General features: G+C 40.9%; 21 protein-coding genes, 1 riboswitch and 1 other annotated feature. Of the genes, 16 read left to right on the forward strand and 5 right to left on the reverse strand.

Going from position 1 to position 21,153, the window contains the following annotated elements:
- Positions 1–121 precede the first annotated feature (121 nt).
- Positions 122–256, forward strand: a riboswitch (SAM riboswitch).
- Positions 257–451: 195 nt separating this feature from the next.
- Both metK and asnB read left to right on the forward strand, forming a co-directional pair.
- Positions 452–1,654, forward strand: coding sequence for a methionine adenosyltransferase (metK, locus tag ACP69X_RS17055; RefSeq protein WP_039180847.1), 1,203 nt, complete (start codon positions 452–454; stop codon positions 1,652–1,654).
- Between the two features lie 148 nt (positions 1,655–1,802).
- A complete protein-coding gene (asnB, locus tag ACP69X_RS17060) occupies positions 1,803–3,701 on the forward strand; it encodes an asparagine synthase (glutamine-hydrolyzing) (protein WP_305960984.1) in 1,899 nt (632 codons plus the stop codon).
- Positions 3,702–3,843: 142 nt separating this feature from the next.
- On the opposite strand, the gene ACP69X_RS17065 is transcribed toward asnB, so the two are convergent.
- Positions 3,844–4,359 carry a gamma carbonic anhydrase family protein gene (locus tag ACP69X_RS17065; RefSeq protein ID WP_041086765.1) on the reverse strand — a complete coding sequence of 172 codons (516 nt, stop codon included), beginning with the start codon at positions 4,357–4,359 and terminating at the stop codon, positions 3,844–3,846.
- A 45-nt stretch (positions 4,360–4,404) separates the two neighbouring features.
- On the opposite strand from ACP69X_RS17065, the gene ACP69X_RS17070 reads away from it, so the two are divergent.
- Both ACP69X_RS17070 and ACP69X_RS17075 read left to right on the forward strand, forming a co-directional pair.
- Complete coding sequence (locus ACP69X_RS17070) at positions 4,405–5,184, forward strand: alpha/beta hydrolase (RefSeq protein ID WP_041086763.1); 780 nt, start codon at positions 4,405–4,407, stop codon at positions 5,182–5,184.
- 30 nt (positions 5,185–5,214) lie between these two features.
- Positions 5,215–6,297 carry a tetraprenyl-beta-curcumene synthase family protein gene (locus ACP69X_RS17075; protein ID WP_423358087.1) on the forward strand — a complete coding sequence of 361 codons (1,083 nt, stop codon included), beginning with the start codon at positions 5,215–5,217 and terminating at the stop codon, positions 6,295–6,297.
- A gap of 114 nt (positions 6,298–6,411) precedes the next feature.
- Here ACP69X_RS17075 and ACP69X_RS17080 read toward each other — a convergent pair whose 3' ends face one another.
- On the reverse strand, positions 6,412–6,984 hold the full coding sequence (locus ACP69X_RS17080) for a tRNA (mnm(5)s(2)U34)-methyltransferase (protein ID WP_041086761.1): 573 nt from the start codon (positions 6,982–6,984) through the stop codon (positions 6,412–6,414).
- A complete protein-coding gene (locus ACP69X_RS17085) occupies positions 6,981–7,946 on the reverse strand; it encodes a TIGR01212 family radical SAM protein (RefSeq protein ID WP_041086759.1) in 966 nt (321 codons plus the stop codon). Before ACP69X_RS17085 ends, ACP69X_RS17080 begins: the two co-directional genes overlap by 4 nt.
- Before the next feature lie 152 nt (positions 7,947–8,098).
- Here ACP69X_RS17085 and ACP69X_RS17090 point away from each other — a divergent pair, with 152 nt between their 5' ends.
- The 7 genes from ACP69X_RS17090 to ACP69X_RS17120 all read left to right on the forward strand — a co-directional run bounded on the left by ACP69X_RS17090 (position 8,099) and on the right by ACP69X_RS17120 (position 12,975).
- A complete protein-coding gene (locus tag ACP69X_RS17090) occupies positions 8,099–8,374 on the forward strand; it encodes a YtzC family protein (RefSeq protein WP_039180834.1) in 276 nt (91 codons plus the stop codon).
- 140 nt (positions 8,375–8,514) lie between these two features.
- Positions 8,515–8,694 carry a hypothetical protein gene (locus tag ACP69X_RS17095; protein WP_039180825.1) on the forward strand — a complete coding sequence of 60 codons (180 nt, stop codon included), beginning with the start codon at positions 8,515–8,517 and terminating at the stop codon, positions 8,692–8,694.
- Between the two features lie 17 nt (positions 8,695–8,711).
- Complete coding sequence (locus tag ACP69X_RS17100) at positions 8,712–9,104, forward strand: GntR family transcriptional regulator (protein ID WP_019743690.1); 393 nt, start codon at positions 8,712–8,714, stop codon at positions 9,102–9,104.
- On the forward strand, positions 9,097–9,975 hold the full coding sequence (locus tag ACP69X_RS17105; RefSeq protein WP_041086754.1) for an ATP-binding cassette domain-containing protein: 879 nt from the start codon (positions 9,097–9,099) through the stop codon (positions 9,973–9,975). Before ACP69X_RS17100 ends, ACP69X_RS17105 begins: the two co-directional genes overlap by 8 nt.
- Positions 9,969–10,955 (forward strand): ABC transporter permease subunit, encoded by a 987-nt coding sequence (locus ACP69X_RS17110; RefSeq protein WP_426052903.1) that lies wholly within the window; start codon positions 9,969–9,971, stop codon positions 10,953–10,955. The genes ACP69X_RS17105 and ACP69X_RS17110 overlap by 7 nt, the downstream gene beginning before the upstream one ends.
- A gap of 21 nt (positions 10,956–10,976) precedes the next feature.
- Positions 10,977–11,675, forward strand: a complete 699-nt coding sequence (locus ACP69X_RS17115; RefSeq protein WP_041086750.1) for an ABC transporter ATP-binding protein — start codon at positions 10,977–10,979, stop codon at positions 11,673–11,675.
- Positions 11,665–12,975, forward strand: a complete 1,311-nt coding sequence (locus ACP69X_RS17120) for an ABC transporter permease (protein ID WP_041086748.1) — start codon at positions 11,665–11,667, stop codon at positions 12,973–12,975. The genes ACP69X_RS17115 and ACP69X_RS17120 overlap by 11 nt, the downstream gene beginning before the upstream one ends.
- Before the next feature lie 65 nt (positions 12,976–13,040).
- Here the strand turns inward: ACP69X_RS17120 and ACP69X_RS17125 are convergent, their stop codons facing one another.
- Together ACP69X_RS17125 and ACP69X_RS17130 are read right to left on the reverse strand one after the other, a co-directional pair.
- The gene (locus ACP69X_RS17125) at positions 13,041–13,739 is read right to left on the reverse strand and encodes a hypothetical protein (RefSeq protein ID WP_073978709.1); all 699 of its coding nucleotides are present in this window, start codon (positions 13,737–13,739) and stop codon (positions 13,041–13,043) included.
- Between the two features lie 84 nt (positions 13,740–13,823).
- Positions 13,824–14,627, reverse strand: coding sequence for a PAS domain-containing protein (locus ACP69X_RS17130; protein ID WP_073978710.1), 804 nt, complete (start codon positions 14,625–14,627; stop codon positions 13,824–13,826).
- A 422-nt stretch (positions 14,628–15,049) separates the two neighbouring features.
- Here ACP69X_RS17130 and ACP69X_RS17135 point away from each other — a divergent pair, with 422 nt between their 5' ends.
- The 5 genes from ACP69X_RS17135 (at position 15,050) to ACP69X_RS17155 (ending at position 21,129) form a co-directional block, all read left to right on the forward strand.
- Positions 15,050–15,379, forward strand: a complete 330-nt coding sequence (locus ACP69X_RS17135; protein WP_224929310.1) for a DUF4257 domain-containing protein — start codon at positions 15,050–15,052, stop codon at positions 15,377–15,379.
- Positions 15,380–15,482: 103 nt separating this feature from the next.
- Positions 15,483–15,704: a binding site (T-box leader), on the forward strand.
- A gap of 97 nt (positions 15,705–15,801) precedes the next feature.
- Positions 15,802–18,216 carry a leucine--tRNA ligase gene (gene leuS, locus ACP69X_RS17140; RefSeq protein ID WP_073978711.1) on the forward strand — a complete coding sequence of 805 codons (2,415 nt, stop codon included), beginning with the start codon at positions 15,802–15,804 and terminating at the stop codon, positions 18,214–18,216.
- Positions 18,217–18,346: 130 nt separating this feature from the next.
- Positions 18,347–19,249 (forward strand): dienelactone hydrolase family protein, encoded by a 903-nt coding sequence (locus ACP69X_RS17145; RefSeq protein ID WP_041086740.1) that lies wholly within the window; start codon positions 18,347–18,349, stop codon positions 19,247–19,249.
- Between the two features lie 46 nt (positions 19,250–19,295).
- Positions 19,296–20,048: an NAD-dependent epimerase/dehydratase family protein gene (locus ACP69X_RS17150; RefSeq protein ID WP_041086737.1), complete on the forward strand. Its 753-nt coding sequence runs from the start codon at positions 19,296–19,298 to the stop codon at positions 20,046–20,048.
- A gap of 220 nt (positions 20,049–20,268) precedes the next feature.
- Positions 20,269–21,129 carry a carbohydrate ABC transporter permease gene (locus ACP69X_RS17155; RefSeq protein WP_087976618.1) on the forward strand — a complete coding sequence of 287 codons (861 nt, stop codon included), beginning with the start codon at positions 20,269–20,271 and terminating at the stop codon, positions 21,127–21,129.
- Positions 21,130–21,153 lie beyond the last annotated feature (24 nt).

Below are 21,153 nucleotides of genomic sequence, written 5' to 3' on the forward strand. Positions count from 1 at the left end.
TCTGCTATGAAAATATGCTTTTTGGTGATGCTAATGGTGAGGAGAAAAAAGAGGGAGATAATTCTTATGAAGCATTGACATGACGCAAGGGTTTAAGATAAGATATCTTATTGAACGGATACTCTTATCCCGAGTTGGTGGAGGGACAGGCCCGATGAAGCCCAGCAACCGGTTTCTTATGAAAAAGGCATGAACATGCTGAGAAACCAAGGTGCTAACCTGATGCAAGGTACAAGAACACCTTGAGCGATAAGAGTGAAAGGCATGCGATCTCAGACCCTTTCCTCGCAATGAAGGAAATGGTTTTTTTATTTTTGGGATATCATATGAACAAATTGCCAATAACATCTCTAATATAAACGTTTTTAAATATAAGAGGGAACGAGTTCCGTATCATATTGGAGGCCTCATCTTGGGATGATGTGGTCTTGTACAGGAGGAAATAGCCATTATGAGTCAAAATCGTCGTTTATTTACTTCAGAATCAGTGACAGAAGGACATCCGGATAAAATCTGTGATCAAATTTCAGACAGCATTTTGGATGAAATTTTAAAGAAAGATCCAAATGCACGTGTTGCCTGTGAAACTTCTGTTACAACCGGTCTCGTATTAGTAAGCGGTGAAATTACAACGTCTACTTATGTCGATATTCCAAAGACGGTGCGTGACACAATTAAGGAAATTGGCTACACACGTGCGAAATATGGTTTTGATGCGGAAACATGTGCGGTCCTTACATCAATTGATGAACAGTCTGCTGATATTGCGCAAGGTGTAGACAAAGCGCTTGAAGCACGTGAAGGAACAATGACTGAAGAAGAAATTGATGCGATTGGTGCAGGTGACCAAGGATTGATGTTTGGTTTTGCCAACAACGAAACCGAAGAGCTCATGCCGCTGCCGATTTCACTAGCGCATAAATTATCTCGCCGTTTAACAGAAGTACGTAAGAATGAAACACTTGCCTACCTTCGTCCAGACGGAAAAACACAAGTGACAGTTGAATATGATGAGCAAAACAAACCAGTTCGTATTGACACAGTGGTTATTTCTACGCAGCATGCACCAGAAGTGACGCTTGAACAAATTCAAAGTGACTTAAAAGAGCATGTCATCAGCCCTGTCGTTCCAAGTGAACTGATTGATGAACAGACAAAATACTTTATTAACCCAACTGGCCGTTTCGTGATCGGTGGACCTCAAGGGGATGCTGGTTTAACTGGACGTAAAATCATCGTTGATACGTATGGCGGATACGCTCGTCATGGCGGTGGTGCTTTCTCAGGTAAGGATGCAACGAAGGTTGACCGCTCTGCGGCATACGCTGCTCGTTACGTAGCGAAAAACATCGTAGCTGCCGGCCTTGCAGATTCTTGTGAAGTACAGCTTGCTTATGCAATTGGTGTTGCACAGCCTGTATCGATTTCAATTGATACATTCGGAACAGGAAAAGCTTCTGAAGAAAAATTAATTGAAGTGGTTCGTGCAAACTTTGATCTTCGTCCAGCTGGCATTATTAAAATGCTTGACCTGCGCCGTCCGATCTACAAACAAACAGCTGCATACGGACATTTCGGCCGTCACGACTTAGATCTTCCGTGGGAAAAAACGGATAAAGCCGAAACACTTCGCAAAGAAGCATTGGGACAATAACAACATAGAAAACCGCTTATTTTAAGCGGTTTTCCTTTTGATTAAAAAAAAATCTACAAAAAGCGAAAAAATGTGAAACAAAATCGGACAAAATACTGTCTAATTATAGGTCTACTTTTAAGAAATAACATAACGTGGAGGCAATAATATGTGTGGGTTTGTTGGTGTATTTAATCACCGTCCATTGTCCGAAACTACTGAACAGGAAGAGCTAATTAAACAAATGAATCGTCTCATCGTTCATCGCGGTCCGGATGATGAGGGTTACTTTCATGATGAGCATGTAGGATTTGGATTTAGACGTTTAAGTATTATAGATGTTGAGCATGGAAAGCAGCCGCTTTCTTATGAAGATGAAAAGTACTGGATTATTTTCAACGGAGAAATTTATAACTATGTGGAGCTGAAGGAAGAGCTTTTGAAAAAAGGCTATACATTCAGCACAGATTCAGATACGGAAGTACTTCTTGCCACATACCGTCATTATAAAGAAGAAGCGGCTTCAAAGCTTCGCGGCATGTTTGCATTTTTAATTTGGGATAAAGAAGCGCAATTATTATATGGCGCAAGAGATCCTTTTGGCATCAAACCGCTTTATTTTACACAAATGGATGAGCAAGTGTACTTCGCGTCTGAACGCAAAAGCTTGATGGCAGTGAACGAGAACATTTTATTTGATGAGACATCCTTACAGCAATACATGTCATTCCAGTTCGTACCTGAGCCAAATACACTTGATCAAAAGGTGCACAAAGTAGAGCCAGGTCATCAGTTTACTTTACGCCCAGGGCAGGAGATTGAATTTAAGACTTACTGGAAAGTTCAATTCAAGCCTGAGCAAACACAAGAACAAAAGCTGATTGAAGAAGTCCGCGATGCAATCTATGATTCTGTGAAAATTCATATGAGAAGTGATGTACCTGTTGGTTCATTCCTATCAGGTGGTATCGATTCTTCTTTCATCGTATCTGTCGCAAAGGAATTTCATCCTGAGCTGAAGACGTTTTCTGTTGGCTTCCAGCAGGATGGCTTTAGTGAAGTTGATGTGGCGAAGGAAACGGCTGATAAGCTGGGCTTACAAAATTTCAGTGCTGTGATTTCTCCTGAGGAATATATGAATGAGCTTCCGAAAATTGTTTGGCATTTAGATGATCCTTTAGCTGATCCGGCGGCGATTCCATTGTACTTCGTGGCAAAGGAAGCGAAGAAACAAGTGACGGTTGTTCTTTCTGGTGAGGGAGCAGACGAGCTGTTCGGTGGATATAATATTTACCGTGAGCCGCTTTCTCTTAAACCATTTGAATCTGTTCCATCTATGCTGAAAAAGCTTCTTCTTCGTCTGGCGCGCTTAATGCCAGAAGGAATGAAAGGAAAAAGCTTTATCGTCCGCGGCTGTACACCATTAGAGGAGCGTTATATCGGTAATGCGAAAATCTTTGAAGAGCCAGTAAAGAAAAACCTCTTAAAGCAGTATGATCCGAACATTACGTATCGTGATGTGACGAAGACATACTTTGAGGAAAGTGCAGGCTACAGTGATATTAACAAAATGCAATATGTTGATATTCATACGTGGATGCGCGGTGACATCTTATTGAAAGCAGATAAGATGACAATGGCGAATTCTCTTGAGCTTCGTGTTCCATTCCTTGATAAGGTCGTATTTGAAGCGGCTTCTAAAATTCCAGAAGAGCTGAAAACAAAAGATGGCACAACGAAATATTTATTGCGTAAAGCAGCAGAAGGCATTGTGCCTGACCACGTGTTAAACCGCAAGAAGCTGGGCTTCCCTGTTCCAATTCGTCATTGGCTGAAAAATGAGATGAACGCTTGGGCGAAAGACATCATTAAAAACAGTCAAACGGACGAATATATTAACAAAGCGTATGTGCTTGATTTATTAAATGAACATTGTGCTAGTAAAGCAGATCATAGCCGTAAGATTTGGACGGTTCTGATCTTTATGATTTGGCACAGCATTTATGTGGAGCGCAGTATTGATCCAGAGCAATTGAATCATCAACCAAAAGAAGTCATCTTCAGTTAATGAAAAAAGGTTTTCAGCTTTGTGCTGAAAACCTTTTTTGTCATGATAGAAAGTGGCGGAAAAGGGTAAAATAACAAGCGGTTCATAGTTATTGCTTAATATCCTGAAAAAAACATGATAAAGTGAAGATACACGTATGATGTTAACGAGATAAAAGGGAACGATAGTATTGTCCTTTTTCTACATATTCTCTGCGGATTCGGTCCATGTCTAGAATATCTTCATCTGTTAACAGCCGAACGACTTTGGCTGGACGGCCAAAAGCGAGTGATCCTTTTGGGATGACCTTTCCTTGAGGGACAAGACTTCCTGCACCGATAAAGGCGCCTTCGCCGATCTCCGCACCATCGAGAATGATGGACCCCATGCCAATGAGGGCATTTTTTCGAATGATTGAGCTATGTAATGTGACTTGGTGTCCAATGGTAGCACCATCTTCAATAAGAAGTGTTTTTCCAGGACTTTGATGCAGGCACGATAAATCTTGAATGTTGACGTTCTTTCCAATTCTCACAGGTGCCACATCGCCTCTGATGACAGTTTGGAACCACACGCTCGAATATTCTCCAATTGTGACATCACCGGTAATGGTGGCGTTATCTGCGACAAAGACCGATTCATGAATCTCAGGTGTAAACTGATGATATGGATAAATCACTTTTTCGACTTCCTTTCTTAATACAACATTTGTGAGGTGTTTACTTTGTGGACTTGGCATGCTGAAAGACCAGTTGGTACAATTGTGATTGTACATGGTGCGAGTGAATATCACGGCCGATATAAATGGCTGATTGAAATGTGGCGAAATGCAGGTTATCACGTCGTCATGGGTGACTTACCTGGGCAAGGCACTTCGACACGTGCGCGTGGCCACATTCGTTCGTTTCAAGAATACATTGATACAGTCGATGAATGGATCGAACATGCGAAATCATTCAGACTTCCTACATTTTTACTTGGACACAGTATGGGTGGACTCATTTCAATTGAGTGGATGAAGCAGTATACCCATACGAAGTTGAATGGCCTTATTTTATCATCACCTTGTTTAGGTCTGCAATTTAAACCGAAGAAGCTGATGGATTTTGCGTCAAAAGGTCTAAATGTGCTGGCACCGTCTTTTAAAGTGGAGTCAGGTCTGACGATTGAATTAGCCACACGAAATCAGGCAGTGATTGAGGCAGACTCAAATGATTCTCTTTACGTGACAAAGGTATCGGTTCGCTGGTATCGAGAGCTGATCAAAAATATTGATGCGGCGATGCAGCCGACAAATGTCTTTAAATCAATACCGCTCCTTTTAATGCAGGCTGGTGATGATAAGATCGTCGATAAAACGAGGGTAATCAAATGGTTCAATGGCATAGAATCAATCAATAAATCATACCGTGAATGGGAAGAGCTGTATCACGAAATTTTTAATGAACCGGAAAGAGAAGATGTGTTTAAGGCGGCAAGAGCCTTTACCGATCAATATATTTGATTGTGAGCTTTAAGTTGGGGGTGGAGTGATTTGTCAGTACCAGAGCGTCCTTTTGCACTGATGACAAAGGTGTATAAAGATATTTTTCCGCTTGTTCATCAGGAGCTGAAAAAGTGGCGGGCTCATGCAGAAATGATTGAAAATGAAGAACTGAGAACGCAGGCCCTAGCAAGCATATCTAGTAAAACCTTTCACTGTGAAGGCGGAGGTATTTTATCTCTTCTAGCAGGTGAAGAGAAAGAAACGTGTATTGAATTCATCGTGGCATATCAAACCATCAGTGATTACTTAGATAATTTATGTGACCGCAGCACGTCGCTTGATCCAAAGGATTTTCATATGCTGCATCAAGCGATGAGAGATGCGCTTGATATTCATGCTGAGCTCAAGCCATACTATCAATTCCGTGAGGATCAAGAGGATCATGGATACTTACATGCGCTTGTCCGCACATGTCAAGACGTGCTTACGCGCGTTGAGCATTATCCAATCATTCAGCCATATTTACATACGCTGTGTGATTACTACAGTGATCTGCAAGTACATAAGCACGTTGTTCCTCATGAGCGTGTGCCAAGGCTAGAGTCGTGGTTCCGCCAATATGAAAAGGATTTGCCGAAGATGGAATGGTATGAGTTTTCAGCTTGTGCGGGATCGACGTTAGGGATATTCTGTCTTGTGGCGTATGCGCTGCAGCCTGATTTTACAGAAAAGCAGGCGAAGCAAATTTACGAAAGCTATTTCCCTTATATTCAAGGTCTGCACATTTTACTCGATTATTTAATTGACCAAGAAGAGGACCGGCTTGGGGGAGATTTGAACTTTTGCTCATACTATGATTCTCATCATGAGATGATGGATAGACTTCAGCATTTTATCGAAAAAGCGGATGAGCAGCTGAAAGGCATTCCGCATGAGAACTTTCACAAATTGATTAACAGAGGGTTACTCGCGGTCTATTTGTCCGATGAAAAAGTGACAGCCCAAAAAGAGATGAACAAGCTGGCAAAAAGGCTGATCAAATCAAGCGGGAAAACATCATTCTTTTTCTATATTAACGGAAGAGCCTATCGGACCTATCAGAAAATGCCTTGGATGAAATCCTCATGCTAAAGCTCAAATCCATTAGGATTTGAGCTTTAGCATGTAGACAAACCATCGCGTTCGGTGTCAGGTCTGCAAAGATTTTCTATCACGCTGAAAAGAAGAAAAAAGCTAAAATGCACATCATTTTAGCTTTTTTTCAATGGCGACCACAAAAGGCGGGTCGTTTTGAATATTCATGTATTGATATGATAAAACTTGTACTTCTTCATGAGACAGTGATCTGCAATAGTCGAGAAGCACTTCTTTTTCTCTTTTACCTTCGGGATGTCCGTGGTAGATCACAAGGACGATCAGTCCTCCGGGTTTGAGCCATTCGAGGAGCTGTTTAATCGCTTCAATGGTTGTATGCGCCTGAGTGGTAACGGCTTTATCGCCTCCAGGCAGATACCCAAGGTTAAACACTGCACCAGATATATGTCCATAAACATCCTTCGGCAGATGATCCGCCAGTTTTTCATGTCCATCATGGATCAGGTGAACGTAAGGATATTGATCGCCAAGCCTTTTGCTTGTCTGCTGCAAGGCTTCCTCTTGCACGTCGAATGCAAACACTTGTCCATCAGTTCCTACAAGGTCAGCTAAATAGAGTGTATCGTGGCCGTTTCCCATTGTTGCATCTATGACGATGTCGCCTTTTTGACACGCGCGTTCTAACAGCTCTTTACTAAAAGGAAGCATGCGTTTCAAAATCATTTGGATGCTTCTTCCAATCTGACGAAACGTTTCCCTTGGTAGCTGTTACGTCTTTCGAGCTCTGCATTAATGGCATTTAGTACTTCCCACTTGTTTACACTCCACATTGGACCAACCATTAATTCAATTGGGCCGTCTCCTGTAATACGATGAATAATCATTTCTGGCGGAAGAATCTCCAGCTGATCACAAACAAGCTGAACATATTCCTCCTGGCTTAAAAACTCAAGCTTTCCTTTTTCATATTGCTTGACCATTGGGGTCCCTTTTAAAAGGTGAAGTAAATGAATTTTTATTCCTTGCACATCTAAATCCGCAACAGCTTTTGCTGTTTCCATCATCATGTCCCGGTTCTCAAGAGGCAATCCGTTGATAATATGCGAGCAGACACGAATTCCGTGTTTTCTCAGCTTTTCTACACCTTCAACGTAGCATTCATAATCATGAGCACGGTTAATGAGCATAGCTGTTCGTTCATGTACCGTTTGAAGACCGAGCTCTACCCATAGGTAAGTGCGTTCGTTTAATTCGGCTAAATATTCTACTACGTCATCCGGTAGACAGTCAGGTCTTGTTGCAATGGATAGACCTACGACACCATCTAGGTTCATGACGGTTTCATATTTTTCTTTTAGGACAGGAAGCGGCGCGTGTGTGTTTGTATACGCCTGAAAATACGCCATGTATTTTCCGTCTTTCCATTTTGTATGCATCCGGTCTTTGATTTCATTAAATTGAGTGATGAGATCATCAGCCCGGTTTCCTGCAAAATCACCAGAACCAGCGGCACTGCAAAATGTACAGCCGCCGTGGGCTACGGTACCATCACGGTTTGGGCAGTCAAAACCGCCGTCTAAGGCTACTTTAAATACTTTATGACCAAAGTGTTCACGCAAATGGTAGTTCCATGTGTGATAACGTTTTTCGCTGTTTGAATATAAAAAAGGGTTATGCTGATCCAAGTCAGTAACCTCCTTGCATAATAATAGGCATCCTTAAAGTTTAACAAAAATCACGAAGGAGGACAATTGAATCTGTCCAACATTTTCTTTAGTGAAAAAGCTTTATATGGGCAAAATAGGCGGGAGCGATGATGAAATGGAGGGAATGTAAGATGGCAACAAGGCAGTCGATCGATGAATTTATTCAAAAAAGTACTGAAACCCTTGAGTTTGCAAGTGAGCAATTTGATTTGAGCTCACGACAGGAACATTATAATGAGGAAGAGTTTTCTAAAGCACAGCTTATGCTTGAGAATACGGTCAACGAATTAGAAAAATTAAAAGATGTCGCCAATGACCAGCAAAGAGAACGGTTAGACAGGGCGCGTGTTCAAATTCAGAGCTTGCAAAACCAAATGATATTAGGAATTTCTTACGATAACGTTTAATGAACAGATCCTTCTTAAAGGGTCTGTTTTTTATTTTTGAAAGGCTATTGACTTTTAGCTTGAGTGTCTATATTGTATTAAGTGTACTACATCAACTAATACACTATAGACACTTAAAAAGTGAAGAAAGGTGTTCAACCATGAAAAAAGAAAAAAAGCCAATCAATTTGAAGTGGATGGTGCTGGCTGTTGCGTTAGCATGTACATTTTTTTTCGTTCTCGTTTTCATTGGTTTTGAAGTTCAAAAAGATTTGATACCCAATTCGGTTCCTTTAATGCAAGGACATGAACAAGCGATAGGACTGCAAAAGCATGAATGAGGAAAGAGGGAGCCATCATGATCCAAATAGATCCAAGAAGCGCTGCGCCAATATATGAACAAATCATTGAGCAGCTCAAAATTTTATGTTTAAAAGGCGTGATGAAGCCAGGTGACAAACTGCCCTCTGTCAGAGAGCTCGCCACCATTATTATTGCCAACCCAAACACCGTGAGCAAAGCGTATAAAGAACTTGAACGGGAAGGGATTATTGAAACGCTAAGAGGCCGTGGTACGTATGTAACAGAAGGTGCTCAGTTAAAGCTGAATGAAGGGAAGGTGCTCGAGATGAAAGAACAGTTAAGACAACTCATCATAGAAGCTCATTATGCCGGTATTGATATTCATCAACTGAAGGAATGGCTAGAAGAGATCGGCTCAAGTCTTAAAGGAGGAAAACAAGTTGATTGAGGTCAGAAATGTATCAAAAACTTTAAATGGACGCCAAGTCCTCAGTGACGTTTCCTTCAAAATAGGAAAAGGTGAGATCTTCGGTCTGTTAGGGCGGAATGGCTCTGGAAAAACAACGCTTCTCCGATTGATACAGCAAATTCTTCTTCCGGATGAAGGAGAGATTTATTTTAAAGACGTGCTGGTGAAAGACCACCCTCTAGTGAAGCAAAATATTGTGTTTATGCCAGTCGTGAATCCATTCTTTGACAGATACAATTACGGACAGCTTGTCCAGCTGTTAAAGCATATTTATCCGAGATTTGATGTAACTTATGCCAATGAGCTTGTGAACCGGTATGAGATCCCGGAAAAAGTAAAATATCGTGAATTGTCAACAGGATTAAAGAAACAGCTGTCGCTCATTTTAAGCTTTGCGATCAAACCAGCGGTCATTTTATTGGATGAGCCGACTGATGGAATCGACGCTGTTACAAGAAATGATGTGCTTCAGCTCATGATTGACGAAGTGGCAGAACGTGAAACATCGATTCTCATTACATCTCACCGTTTAGAAGACATTGAGCGTATGTGTAATCGAATCGGATTTTTAGAAGGAAATGAACTCACAAGTGTCATGGATTTAGATGAATTAAAGGATGACTATGTCAAAATCCAAATGGCCTTTGAAGAAGATATGAATTTAAGTATTCGTAAAAATGGCGTTGCGATTTTGGATCAAGCGGGCGTTTTCTATACAGCGCTTGTTCTTAAAACCGACGTGGAGGCTAAAGAGTACTTGAAGTCACTAAAGCCAAAAGTATGGCATGAACTGCCTGTGAATTTAGAAGAAGTATTCATTGCAAAGTTTGGAGGGAAACGCAGATGGTAAAGCGGCAATTATTATATAAGGAGTGGAAGCAGTCTGAGCTGACATTCATTTTAGTGATGCTTGTTGCTGCGCTTGCGACGCCCTTTTTATTCTTAATGGAATATTCGTCTTTTCAAACATGTCTAAATGATACAGAGTGTATTGTCGATTCACCGCGTTTTTCTTATTACTTTAATACAGATGCTTTTCTCTCCCTTTCTTGGTTAATGGGGCTCTTCTTTGCTGTCATTCAGCTGGGATTTGAGAGAAATAAAGGGCATATGGACTTTACCTTATCTTTACCGTTTAGCAGAAGTGCAATTTATCACACAAAGTTTTTCTTAGGTGCTGGAATCATTGCAGTCGTTCATGCCGTTTCTTATGTTCTTACTTATTTACTTATTTTAGGACTTAACCCACTAGAGACACCTGGATTTCATAGCGGTTATGTCATTTCGCTTGTGTCCTCCTTGATGTTTTATAGTTTATTTTTTGCAGCGGGTACTTTAACCGGAAGTTCCATTGCGCAAGCAATCGTTGGGTTCAGCACAGCTATTTTACCCTTTTTAGTGATCGGATTACCGCTTGTTCATTTAGATTTTATTATAAAGACAAGTGGAAGTTGGTTAGATAAGAGCTTCGCTTATTTGATATCGCCTATGTCTCCAATCAACTATATTATAGATGAACCTTTCCGATCTGATTATCCTCTTTGGTTCTCAGGCGAAAAAATCATTATACCTATTGTCATGATGGTTCTGTTCTATCTAATTGGCTTAATTAGCTTTATAAAACATCCAATTGAACGAAATGGCCGCTTCTTTCTTTATCAAAAGATCGATCGACCAATTCAAATTATGGTCATTGTCTTCGGAGTTCTAGGATTTGGCTGGGTTGGATTTTCTTCAGACAATTCCATATTTGGTTATATTGCTGGCATGCTCATCGGTGGAGCTGTGGGCGCATTAACGAGTTATTTCTTAATCTATAGAAAAAGATAAACAGAGAGCAGGGGAGTAGAGATGATTCAGATTCAAGCATTAGATCATGTATTTAAAATTGGTAAAAAAGGTAGGGAAAATGAAATTCCTGTACTAAAAGGGATTGACCTGTCCATCAAAAGAGGTGATATTGCTTGTATTGTTGGACGAAGTGGTTCAGGGAAATCGACTTTGTTGAACTTAATATCAGGCTATATTACGCCAACGAGTGGACAAATTACCATTGATGGCACCAATGTGACTGGCTTTAATGAAAAAGAATGGGCAGACTTTCGCTTAGATCACTTTGGCTTTATCTTTCAAAGCTTTCAGTTGATCGGGAGCTTAACAACGTATGAGAACGTTGAACTTCCGCTCACTTTAAAAGGTGTGAAGCCGTCTGAACGAAAAGCGAAAGTAAAAGAAATGCTGAAACGAGTAGGTCTTGAACATCACGCAGGACATTACCCAAATGAGCTGTCAGGCGGACAGCAGCAGCGTGTGAGTATTGCAAGAGCCTTGATTTTAAATCCATCTATTATTTTAGCGGATGAACCAACAGGGAGTCTGGATTCAGAAACTGAAGGAGAAATTCTAGCCTTTATCCAGCAGCTCAATCGTGAAAAAGGAATTACATTTGTCATCATTACACATGACGATGAAGTCGCTTCAATCGCAGACACAACGTTCCAGCTTCACGATGGTGTATTAAAGAAAGGGGAACAGTCCATTGAAATTTAGAGATCAGGTCAAATTCATCAGAAGAAATATGAAGAAAAATAGATTGCGTGTGTTTATGACCATTCTTGCAACGACAATGGCATGCTCTTTCTTAATCGTTTTAGCTTCTGTCGGTTTTGGTTTGCAAAAATCAGCTCAAGATGAAATTATGAAGCAGCAAATCATCACAGAAATTAAAGTGTTAGGAAAAGAAAAAGGAGACGTCAAGATTGATGATTTAAAGAAATATGATCATGTGAAATCTGTCGTCTCAAGAACATCGATCATTCCATTGGTTAACGTCGAGCTCGATGACCGTTCAAGTGAAACACATGCTGCTTTAACCGATATGAAAGAAGAAAAAGAAGCAGGGCTTGAACTAGACCGTGGAAAAGTGCCAACATCAGCGAACGAAATTGTGGTCGGATATCATATGGCGGAACAGCTGTGGACAAAAAAAGAACGAGAAGCCTATGAAAAAGAATTAAATCAGACGTCAAATGGGGAAGAAACACCGAAGGAGCCTAAAGGCTACAAGAAAGATATTTTAAATAAAGTGATTCAAATCAAAGTGCCAAAACTAAATGAAGAAGGTGAAGTCGTTAAAGAAAAAACATTTGATTTCCGTGTAGTAGGTGTTTTGAAAAAGCCGAATTTGGAGTGGCAGGAGGATCATAAAATTCTGATTCCGAATGCTTATGAAAAAGAATTTGGCCAAATACTCGACCTGTCTCCTGAAGCAGGAAATGTCGAGAAAATGACCTCTGTTTATGCAGATAAATTCGACAATGTCGGTGCACTCACGGATAAACTAACAGATGAGGGCTACCAAGTCATCTCTGTGACGAATCAGCTAGAAGGAATGGCTATGTTCTTTACAGTCTTCAAAATTGGACTTATTTTTGTCGGATGTATTGCAGTCATTATTTCTGCCATCGGTATTTTCAATACGATGACCATGGCGGTAACAGAGCGAACACAAGAGATTGGGATTATGAAAGCCATTGGCGCGAATCCATCCATTATCAAGCGAATGTTCCTAATGGAAAGTGCTTATATTGGAGTCATCGGATCAATCATCGGTATTATCATCTCATATATCATTAGTTTCGCCGTTAATTTAATCATCCCAGCCATTTTATCATCCATGTCTGAGGGAGGATCAAGTGATCAATTCTCGATTACTTTTTCATATATTCCACTCAGCCTTGTGATTACAGCAACAGTGATCAGCGCAGGGGTAGCGATCATCTCAGGGCTGAACCCGGCACGTAAGGCAACAAAAACGAATGTATTATCAGCTTTAAGAAGAGAAATTTAAAAAAGAACCTCCTGGAAACCCGATTGGGCGCTCAGGAGGTTCTTTTTAATCTTAATTAAACATCGCTATTGCTTAGGTGCCCTGTATCCGGCACGCTCAGCCTCTTCTACGGAGCAGAACATTTTGGTTACATTTTTTGTTCTAGAGTAGTATCTGCTGCTTGGTGTGTGATAAATACCGTTGACACTCCCTTTAATGTTACAGGCAGCTGATTCTTTTTTTGTTTCCTTTTGTGATTCATGACCGCCTGTGTTTTTTCCTTCATCTTTAGGAGCAGAGCGCTGGACGGTGGAAGACTTCGTATCGCTGCTGCTATTCTTGTTTTCTTGTTTGAGTGTTTCATTGCTGGAGGTAAGCTTGTCTATTTTCTTTTCAAGCGACTGAATGGTCTTTTCTTGCTGTTTGACCGTTTCTTTTTCTGAGGTGATCGTTTCTAGCTTTTTTTCCAGCTTTTCTTTTTCCTTCTCCGCGTCTTCTAAAGAGGAGGTAAGCGACTCTTTATCAGCTTTTAAGCTCGAAATGTCAGCTGAGAGCTCCTTTTGATCCTTTAAAAGCTGTGCGGAAGATGGATCGGCTTGTGCTTTTGGTGAATTTGCAGCAACAAGCGGTAATGACATAATGGAAAAGAAGAGACCAATGATCAAAAAAGGATAAAAAAGTTTCTTTGAAAAAATCAGCTCGTTCTTGCGTTTGAGTAAGAAGAAATTGACGGCATATCCGATGGCAAAACAAACACATAAAAGACCCAATATGAGAAACAACATATCTAACAGCCCCCCTAATGCTATTTATACCTATCATACCTCATTTTTCCATTTTGGGGAGCGGTTCAATTAAAAAAACCCTGTTTACACAGGGTTTTCAGCTAATGGTAATCCTTTTATGGCTTCTTTTACTGTCAAATAAGTGATCGTATTCTGGAAATCTGTATCGAGGTCTTTCATTTTCAGCGCAAGCTGCGGTTTGATCCCAGTGATGATCAGTTCGGTTCCCGTTAGATTGAGAAGATGATGCAGTTTGAAAATACGTGCTACGACGGAATCATCGACCTCGATTAAACCAGAAAGGTCGACAATTAAATAATCATCCTTTGAATTATCTAATATACAGGTTAACTTAGCGACAATGGCATCAAAGCGTTCTTCAGATAATTTCCCGATAAGCGGAAGAGCAGATACACCATTTTTGATTGGGACGATTGGCGTCGAAAGAGAGGTGACTTCCTGTAAGGAATCTTCTAGGAGCTGTTCATATTCTTTCTGTTTCGTAATATCCTTTTGAAAACCAATGAAAAATGTTTTGTCATCTTGTTCAATGTATAGAGGATCTATATTGAGTTCATTCCAAAAAAAAGTACCGTCTTTTTTATAATTTTTTAGCTGTGTGGTAATAGGTGTTTTGTTTTGAATTCCATGACGAATTAAAGCAAGCTGCTTTTGATCCGTGTCTTTTCCTTGAAGGAATCGACAATTACGCCCAAGAATCTCATCTGGTTTGTATCCAGTCATTTGTGTAAAGCCATGATTCACATAAACGATAGGGTTATCCTCTAAGGAAGGGTCTGTAATGACAACACCGATGCGCGCATGATCCAGCGCTTTTTTGATGAGTTCAAGCTGTTTTTGCAAGCCGAAAATGTTCGAGCTGACCATATTACCCTCCTTTGCTGCTATAAGACATATCAAATGGTTGTCTTTTCAACCAAATGAATCCTTATAAACGTAACATAACATATGTTCTGTTTCAACGATTGCAAACGCTTTGTTAAATTTGTCATCATAGTTTGTCCTCCATTAGAATAGAGTAAGTAAGGAGACTTTTCATTAGAAAAAGAAGGAATCAATTACTCAACATTCATAAAATGACAAAAATAGTTAATATGGATTAGGTAAAAATGATTCCAATGCATCAAGATTGTTTTTAGGTCATTCACATATAATGGAAGAAACAAGCTTTTTTTCTTCGTTAGAGAGAATAGACCTTTTACATGGATTATGACGGAACAGCAGAATGGCATTACAGGGGGCTGGACAGCCTGAAGTCGCTTTACTATTCTAAGGGCTTTAGGAAGGTGATGAAAATGCTGCAACAAGTCATTATTGCTTGCGCCATTGGAGGGGTCATGGGCATTCTCGGTCACGTAAAGAAAAAAGGCAGGCTAGAGAAGCCCAGAATGACAAAAAAGTTTATTTACTTAGGGTTTATTGAAGATTGGCTCGTTGGGATGATTGCCGCTACACTGCTTGTCTTATCCTCAAATCCCGATTCTAGTCTGCACTTGATCATCTTATCAATTATTTCAGGTTACGGAGGAGAAGCAGTTCTGCGAAGCTTTGATTTTGTAAGAGAACAGCGTTCACAGGATGCAGACTCCAGCCGTCATAACCGATCTCCACACGAATAATATCCTCTACTTTACCCTAGTCTAGGGTACATTCCCATTGTATACAAACCTGCTTGCACTTATGATCATAATTCTATAAAATACTACTTAGATGACGGTTACGATAAGAACAGTGAAGAGGAGTAGTAGGAAAGCAGTATTTGTCTTTAGAGAATTGACGGCTGGTGAAAGTCAATCAAATCTGCTTCTGAACTCGCCTCAGAGTTGCAGTTGCGTTAAAGCTTCTGTCGCATGTCTGCGTTAAAGATATTAAGTGAGCGTACGAACAGCATGTTACGCTAACAAGGGTGGTACCGCGGGAACCAAAAAATCTCTCGTCCCTTTCCAGGGATGAGGGTTTTTTGTTGATTTTAGAAAAATCTGAATTCTTGCAGTGGTCATCTAAGCAGATAAAGCCGTACATATTAAAGGAGGTTTTCACATTGAGTTTTCAGCATCGGGAAATTGAAAAGAAGTGGCAGGATTATTGGCTGACACATAAAACGTTCGCCACATCTGACTCGGAAGATAAACCGAAGTTTTATGCGCTTGATATGTTTCCATATCCATCAGGAGCAGGGCTTCATGTCGGGCACCCTGAGGGCTATACAGCAACCGATATTTTATCACGCATGAAACGTATGCAGGGATATGATGTTCTTCATCCAATGGGATGGGACGCATTTGGTCTCCCGGCAGAACAGTATGCACTTGATACAGGGAATGACCCGGCGGCCTTTACAGAAGAGAACATCAATAACTTCCGCCGCCAAATTCAATCACTAGGGTTCTCGTATGATTGGGATCGAGAAATTAACACGACAGATCCGAATTACTACAAATGGACACAATGGATTTTCTTGAAATTGTACGAAAAAGGTTTGGCCTATGTCGATGAAGTACCAGTGAACTGGTGCCCAGCGCTTGGCACAGTGCTTGCAAACGAAGAAGTCATTGATGGAAAAAGTGAACGAGGAGGCCATCCTGTTGAAAGACGTCCTATGAAGCAGTGGATGCTAAAGATTACAGCATATGCGGACAGGCTGTTAGAAGATTTAGAGGACATTGATTGGCCTGAAAGCATCAAAGATATGCAGCGTAACTGGATCGGACGCTCTGAAGGTGCGCACGTTCATTTTGAAGTAGAAGGGCATAACGAACAGTTTACGGTTTTTACAACGCGTCCTGATACACTATTTGGTGCAACTTATGCGGTGCTTGCTCCAGAACATGCACTAGTTGAAAAAATCACATCAGCTGCTCAAAAAGAAGCTGTCGAAGCATATATCAAAGAAATTCAATCGAAGAGTGATTTAGAGCGGACAGATCTTGCCAAAACGAAAACGGGTATTTTCACAGGGGCGTATGCCATCAATCCGTTAAATGGTGAAAAAATGCCGATCTGGATTGCAGATTACGTGTTAGCCACTTATGGAACAGGGGCGATTATGGCCGTACCTGCTCATGATGAACGTGATTATGAATTCGCCAAAACCTTTGATCTTCCAATCAAAGAAGTGGTAGAAGGTGGAGACGTTGAAAAAGAAGCCTACACAGGTGATGGAAAGCACATTAACTCTGATTTCCTAAATGGCTTAGGAAAAGAAGAGGCGATTGAAAAAGCGATTGCATGGCTTGAAGAACATCAAAAGGGTGAAAAGAAAGTCACATATCGTTTAAGAGACTGGCTGTTCAGCCGTCAGCGCTACTGGGGTGAACCGATTCCAATCATTCATTGGGAGGATGGAACATCTTCAGCTGTTTCAGAGGAAGAGCTTCCACTGATTTTGCCTAAAACGACAGAGATTAAGCCAAGTGGTACAGGTGAATCACCATTAGCCAATATTAAAGACTGGGTTGAGGTTGTAGATCCTATAACAGGTAAGAAAGGCCGCCGTGAAACAAATACAATGCCGCAATGGGCAGGAAGCTGCTGGTATTTCTTACGTTATATTGATCCTCATAACTCAGAAGAGCTTGCATCTCCTGAGAAGCTGAAGAAATGGCTTCCAGTTGATGTATATATCGGCGGAGCAGAACACGCTGTACTGCATCTTCTATATGCACGCTTCTGGCATAAATTCTTGTATGATATCGGTGTTGTTCCAACAAAAGAACCTTTCATGAAATTGTTCAATCAAGGCATGATTCTTGGGGAAAACAATGAAAAAATGAGTAAATCAAAAGGAAATGTGGTCAACCCGGATGATATCGTAGAATCTCATGGTGCAGATACATTACGACTTTATGAAATGTTCATGGGACCTCTAGATGCGTCAATTGCTTGGTCTGAAACAGGACTTGATGGCGCTCGTCGTTTCCTTGATCGTGTATGGCGTCTATTTACAAATGAAGATGGCTCACTCAGTGATAAAGTGACAGAGCAATCTGGTGGCGCATTAGAACGCAGCTATCATGAAACAGTCATGAAGGTAACAGACCATTATGAAGGCTTGCGTTTCAATACAGGAATTTCACAATTAATGGTGTTTATCAACGATGCCTATAAGGCTGATACACTGCCGAAAGAATATGCAGAAGGCTTTGTAAAGCTTCTTTCTCCAATTGCACCGCATTTAGCAGAAGAGCTTTGGAATAAACTTGGTCATGAAGGGTCTATTTCTTATGAAGCATGGCCTCAATATGATGAGTCAAAGCTTGTCGACGATGAAGTAGAAATTGTCGTACAGCTTAACGGTAAAGTGAAAGCAAAATTAACCGTTCCTGCTGATGCAACAAGGGAGCAGTTAGAAGAGCTTGCGAAAAATGATGCACGTGTAAAAGAACAGCTTGAAGGGAAAACCATCCGCAAAGTAATTGCGGTTCCTGGGAAGCTTGTCAATATTGTTGCGAACTAATGATGACATCCATCGGTATGAACCGGTGGGTGTTCTTTATTTCCCGGGACATAATTTTGTCGAAAACAAGGTGATTCCTGCATCGGTCTCGTATTTTAACAGGTGATCAAGAAAATGAGGAGTGACGTCAATGGAAAAGGAAAGCAAACGTGAACAACTGCTCAGTCTGTTAGGAGAAATGCCAGAACGTCATCGCGTGGAGGCTTATACGTTAAAAATGGAGGAACGTGAATCATATGTAGTGGAAACACTCATTCTCTCTATGAATGGTGTAGAGGAAGTCCCTGCTTATTTCGTGAAACCGAAGGATACGGTGAAAAAAAGACCCGTAGTACTGTTTCAGCACTCTCATGGCGGTAATTACGTGAACGGGAAGGAAGAGCTGTTAGAGGGTGCTCATTATTTGCGAACGCCTTCATATGCAAAAGAGTTTACGTCAAAAGGATATAGTGTACTGGCCATTGATCATGCAGGGTTTGGTGAGAGAAGAGGAAGAACAGAAAGTGAAATTTTTAAGGAAATGCTTTTAACAGGAAAAGTGATGTGGGGCATGATGCTGTATGAAAGCATGTGTGCGATTGATTATTTGCTGTCTCGAACTGATGTACTGGTGGACCGGTTAGCTGTCTTTGGGATGTCAATGGGCGGTCTCCTTTCCTGGTGGACGGCTGCACTTGATGAGAGGGTCAGTGTGTGTATTGATCTTTGCGCACAGGTGGATCATCATACATTAATTGAAACGAACAATTTGGATAGGCATGGCTTTTATTACTATGTACCAAGCTTAGCAAAGCACTTTACAGCAGCGGACATTCAAGAAATGATTTTTCCAAGACCGCATTTAAGCTTAGTGGGAAAACTTGATCAGCTCACCCCTGCTGAAGGCGTTGGAAGGATTCAAAAGGTATTGAGTCAAACCTATCAAGCTGCTTCATTGAAAGAACGATATCAGCTTGCCCATCTTCATGCAGGTCATTTTGAAACAGCCGCTATGCGTCACGAGGCGACACGATTTTTGAAAAAGTGGCTGTAATCAAGAAACGCTTGGACATACTACGTCAAAAGAAAGGAGGAGACAGATGAAAAAAATCACCATCATTGGCGGATGCGGTGTAATTGGACATCTTTTAACAAAAGCGCTCTCTACTGAATACAGTGTCACGATTATTGATCTAACGAGCTGTGTAGAAGGAGTCATTTTAGCGGATGCAGCGAATGAACAGAATGTATATGAGGCAATTCCGCGGGATACAGATGTCATCTTGCATCTTCTAAACATGGACATGACGCATGATGTGATGGATCATGAAGAATTTGCAAAAATGACTGATATTTTTTGGAGGAGTACCTATTATATGTTTCGTTCAGCCGCGCGGCTGGGCATACGAAAAGTCATTTTTGCAAGCAGTAACCATGTGACGGATCGTTATGAAGAGGATGGACGCTCCTTAATTGGACGGCAGATTACAACTGACGATGTGCCTGCGACTAAAAATGTCTATGGCATTTTAAAATTTGCTTCCGAACAGCTGGGCCGTTTGTTCCACGATCAAACGGGAATGTCTGTCATCAATTTACGGATTGGAACAGTTGTGACAGATGAGATGAAGGCATTACACAAAAAGCAAAGAACAAAAAGAACACTGCTGTCACATGAGGATCTTGCAGGTATGACAAAGGCAGCGATTGAATCTGATATTCCCTTTGGGACCTATTATGCTGTATCAGAGAATGAAGAAAAGCCATGGTCTACTGAGAAAACGAAGCGGGAGTTAGGCTACAAACCAGATGTCAATACGACGGAAATTCTAGAAGAAAATGATCAGGCATAGGGCATAATCATGTCATGAGCTAATGATCTTATTCTTTTGTTTCATGAGTATAAAAGCACGGCTGACATGATCTATTCAGTTGGTCTGTCAAGATGATTATAGACGCTTTCTTCCCCCGTTTGTTACATTTTAATCACGATATCGTCACAGGCTGCAGCTTACTTTCAGATAAAATGATAACGCTTTCAAAAGAAAGGGCGTGATGAACATAGATCGTTCTATAAAAGGCCGATTGTTCAATTTATTTAATTACTCTTTTCTACTCATGTTCGCATTAATATGTGTGCTTCCGTTCATCCATGTCATTGCCGCCTCTTTTGCAACAGTAGAAGAGGTCATCACGAAGAAGTTTATCTTGTTCCCAACGACGTTTTCTTTAGAGGCATATCGATACATTTTTTCTACAGATATTGTGTATCGCAGCCTCATTGTGTCCATTCTTGTGACGCTTGTTGGAACAGCTGTCAGCATGTTTTTGTCCTCGCTTATGGCATACGGGCTGTCTCGCCAGGAGCTAAAAGGCCGGAGAACACTGATGTTTCTCGTTGTCTTCACGATGCTGTTTAGCGGAGGTATGATTCCGACGTTTATTGTGGTGAAAACACTTGGTCTGCTTGATACGTATTGGTCACTTATTCTACCGGTTGCAATCAATGCGTTCAATTTAATCATTTTGAAAAACTTTTTTCAAAACATACCGGCAAGTCTTGAGGAATCAGCGAAGATGGACGGCTGTAACGATTTAGGGATTTTCTTTAAAATTGTGCTGCCACTTTCTTTGCCAGCCATTGCAACCATTTCACTTTTTTATGCCGTGACGTATTGGAATACGTATATGACCGCCATTCTGTATTTAAATGATTCAGTGAAATGGCCGATTCAGGTGCTGCTGAGACAGATTGTCATTGTCTCAAGCGGAATGCAGGGAGATATGTCGGATATGGGCTCATCCACACCACCGCCAGACCAAACGATTAAAATGGCTGTCATTGTTGTGGCGACTATTCCGGTTCTGCTTGTCTATCCATTTATTCAAAAGCATTTCAACAAAGGGGCATTACTAGGTTCTGTAAAGGGTTAAAATGATGGAACAACGGAGGGATCT

The sequence above is a fragment of the Bacillus sp. DC4300-2b2 genome (assembly GCF_049895685.1).
Taxonomy (GTDB): domain Bacteria; phylum Bacillota; class Bacilli; order Bacillales; family Bacillaceae; genus Bacillus; species Bacillus safensis.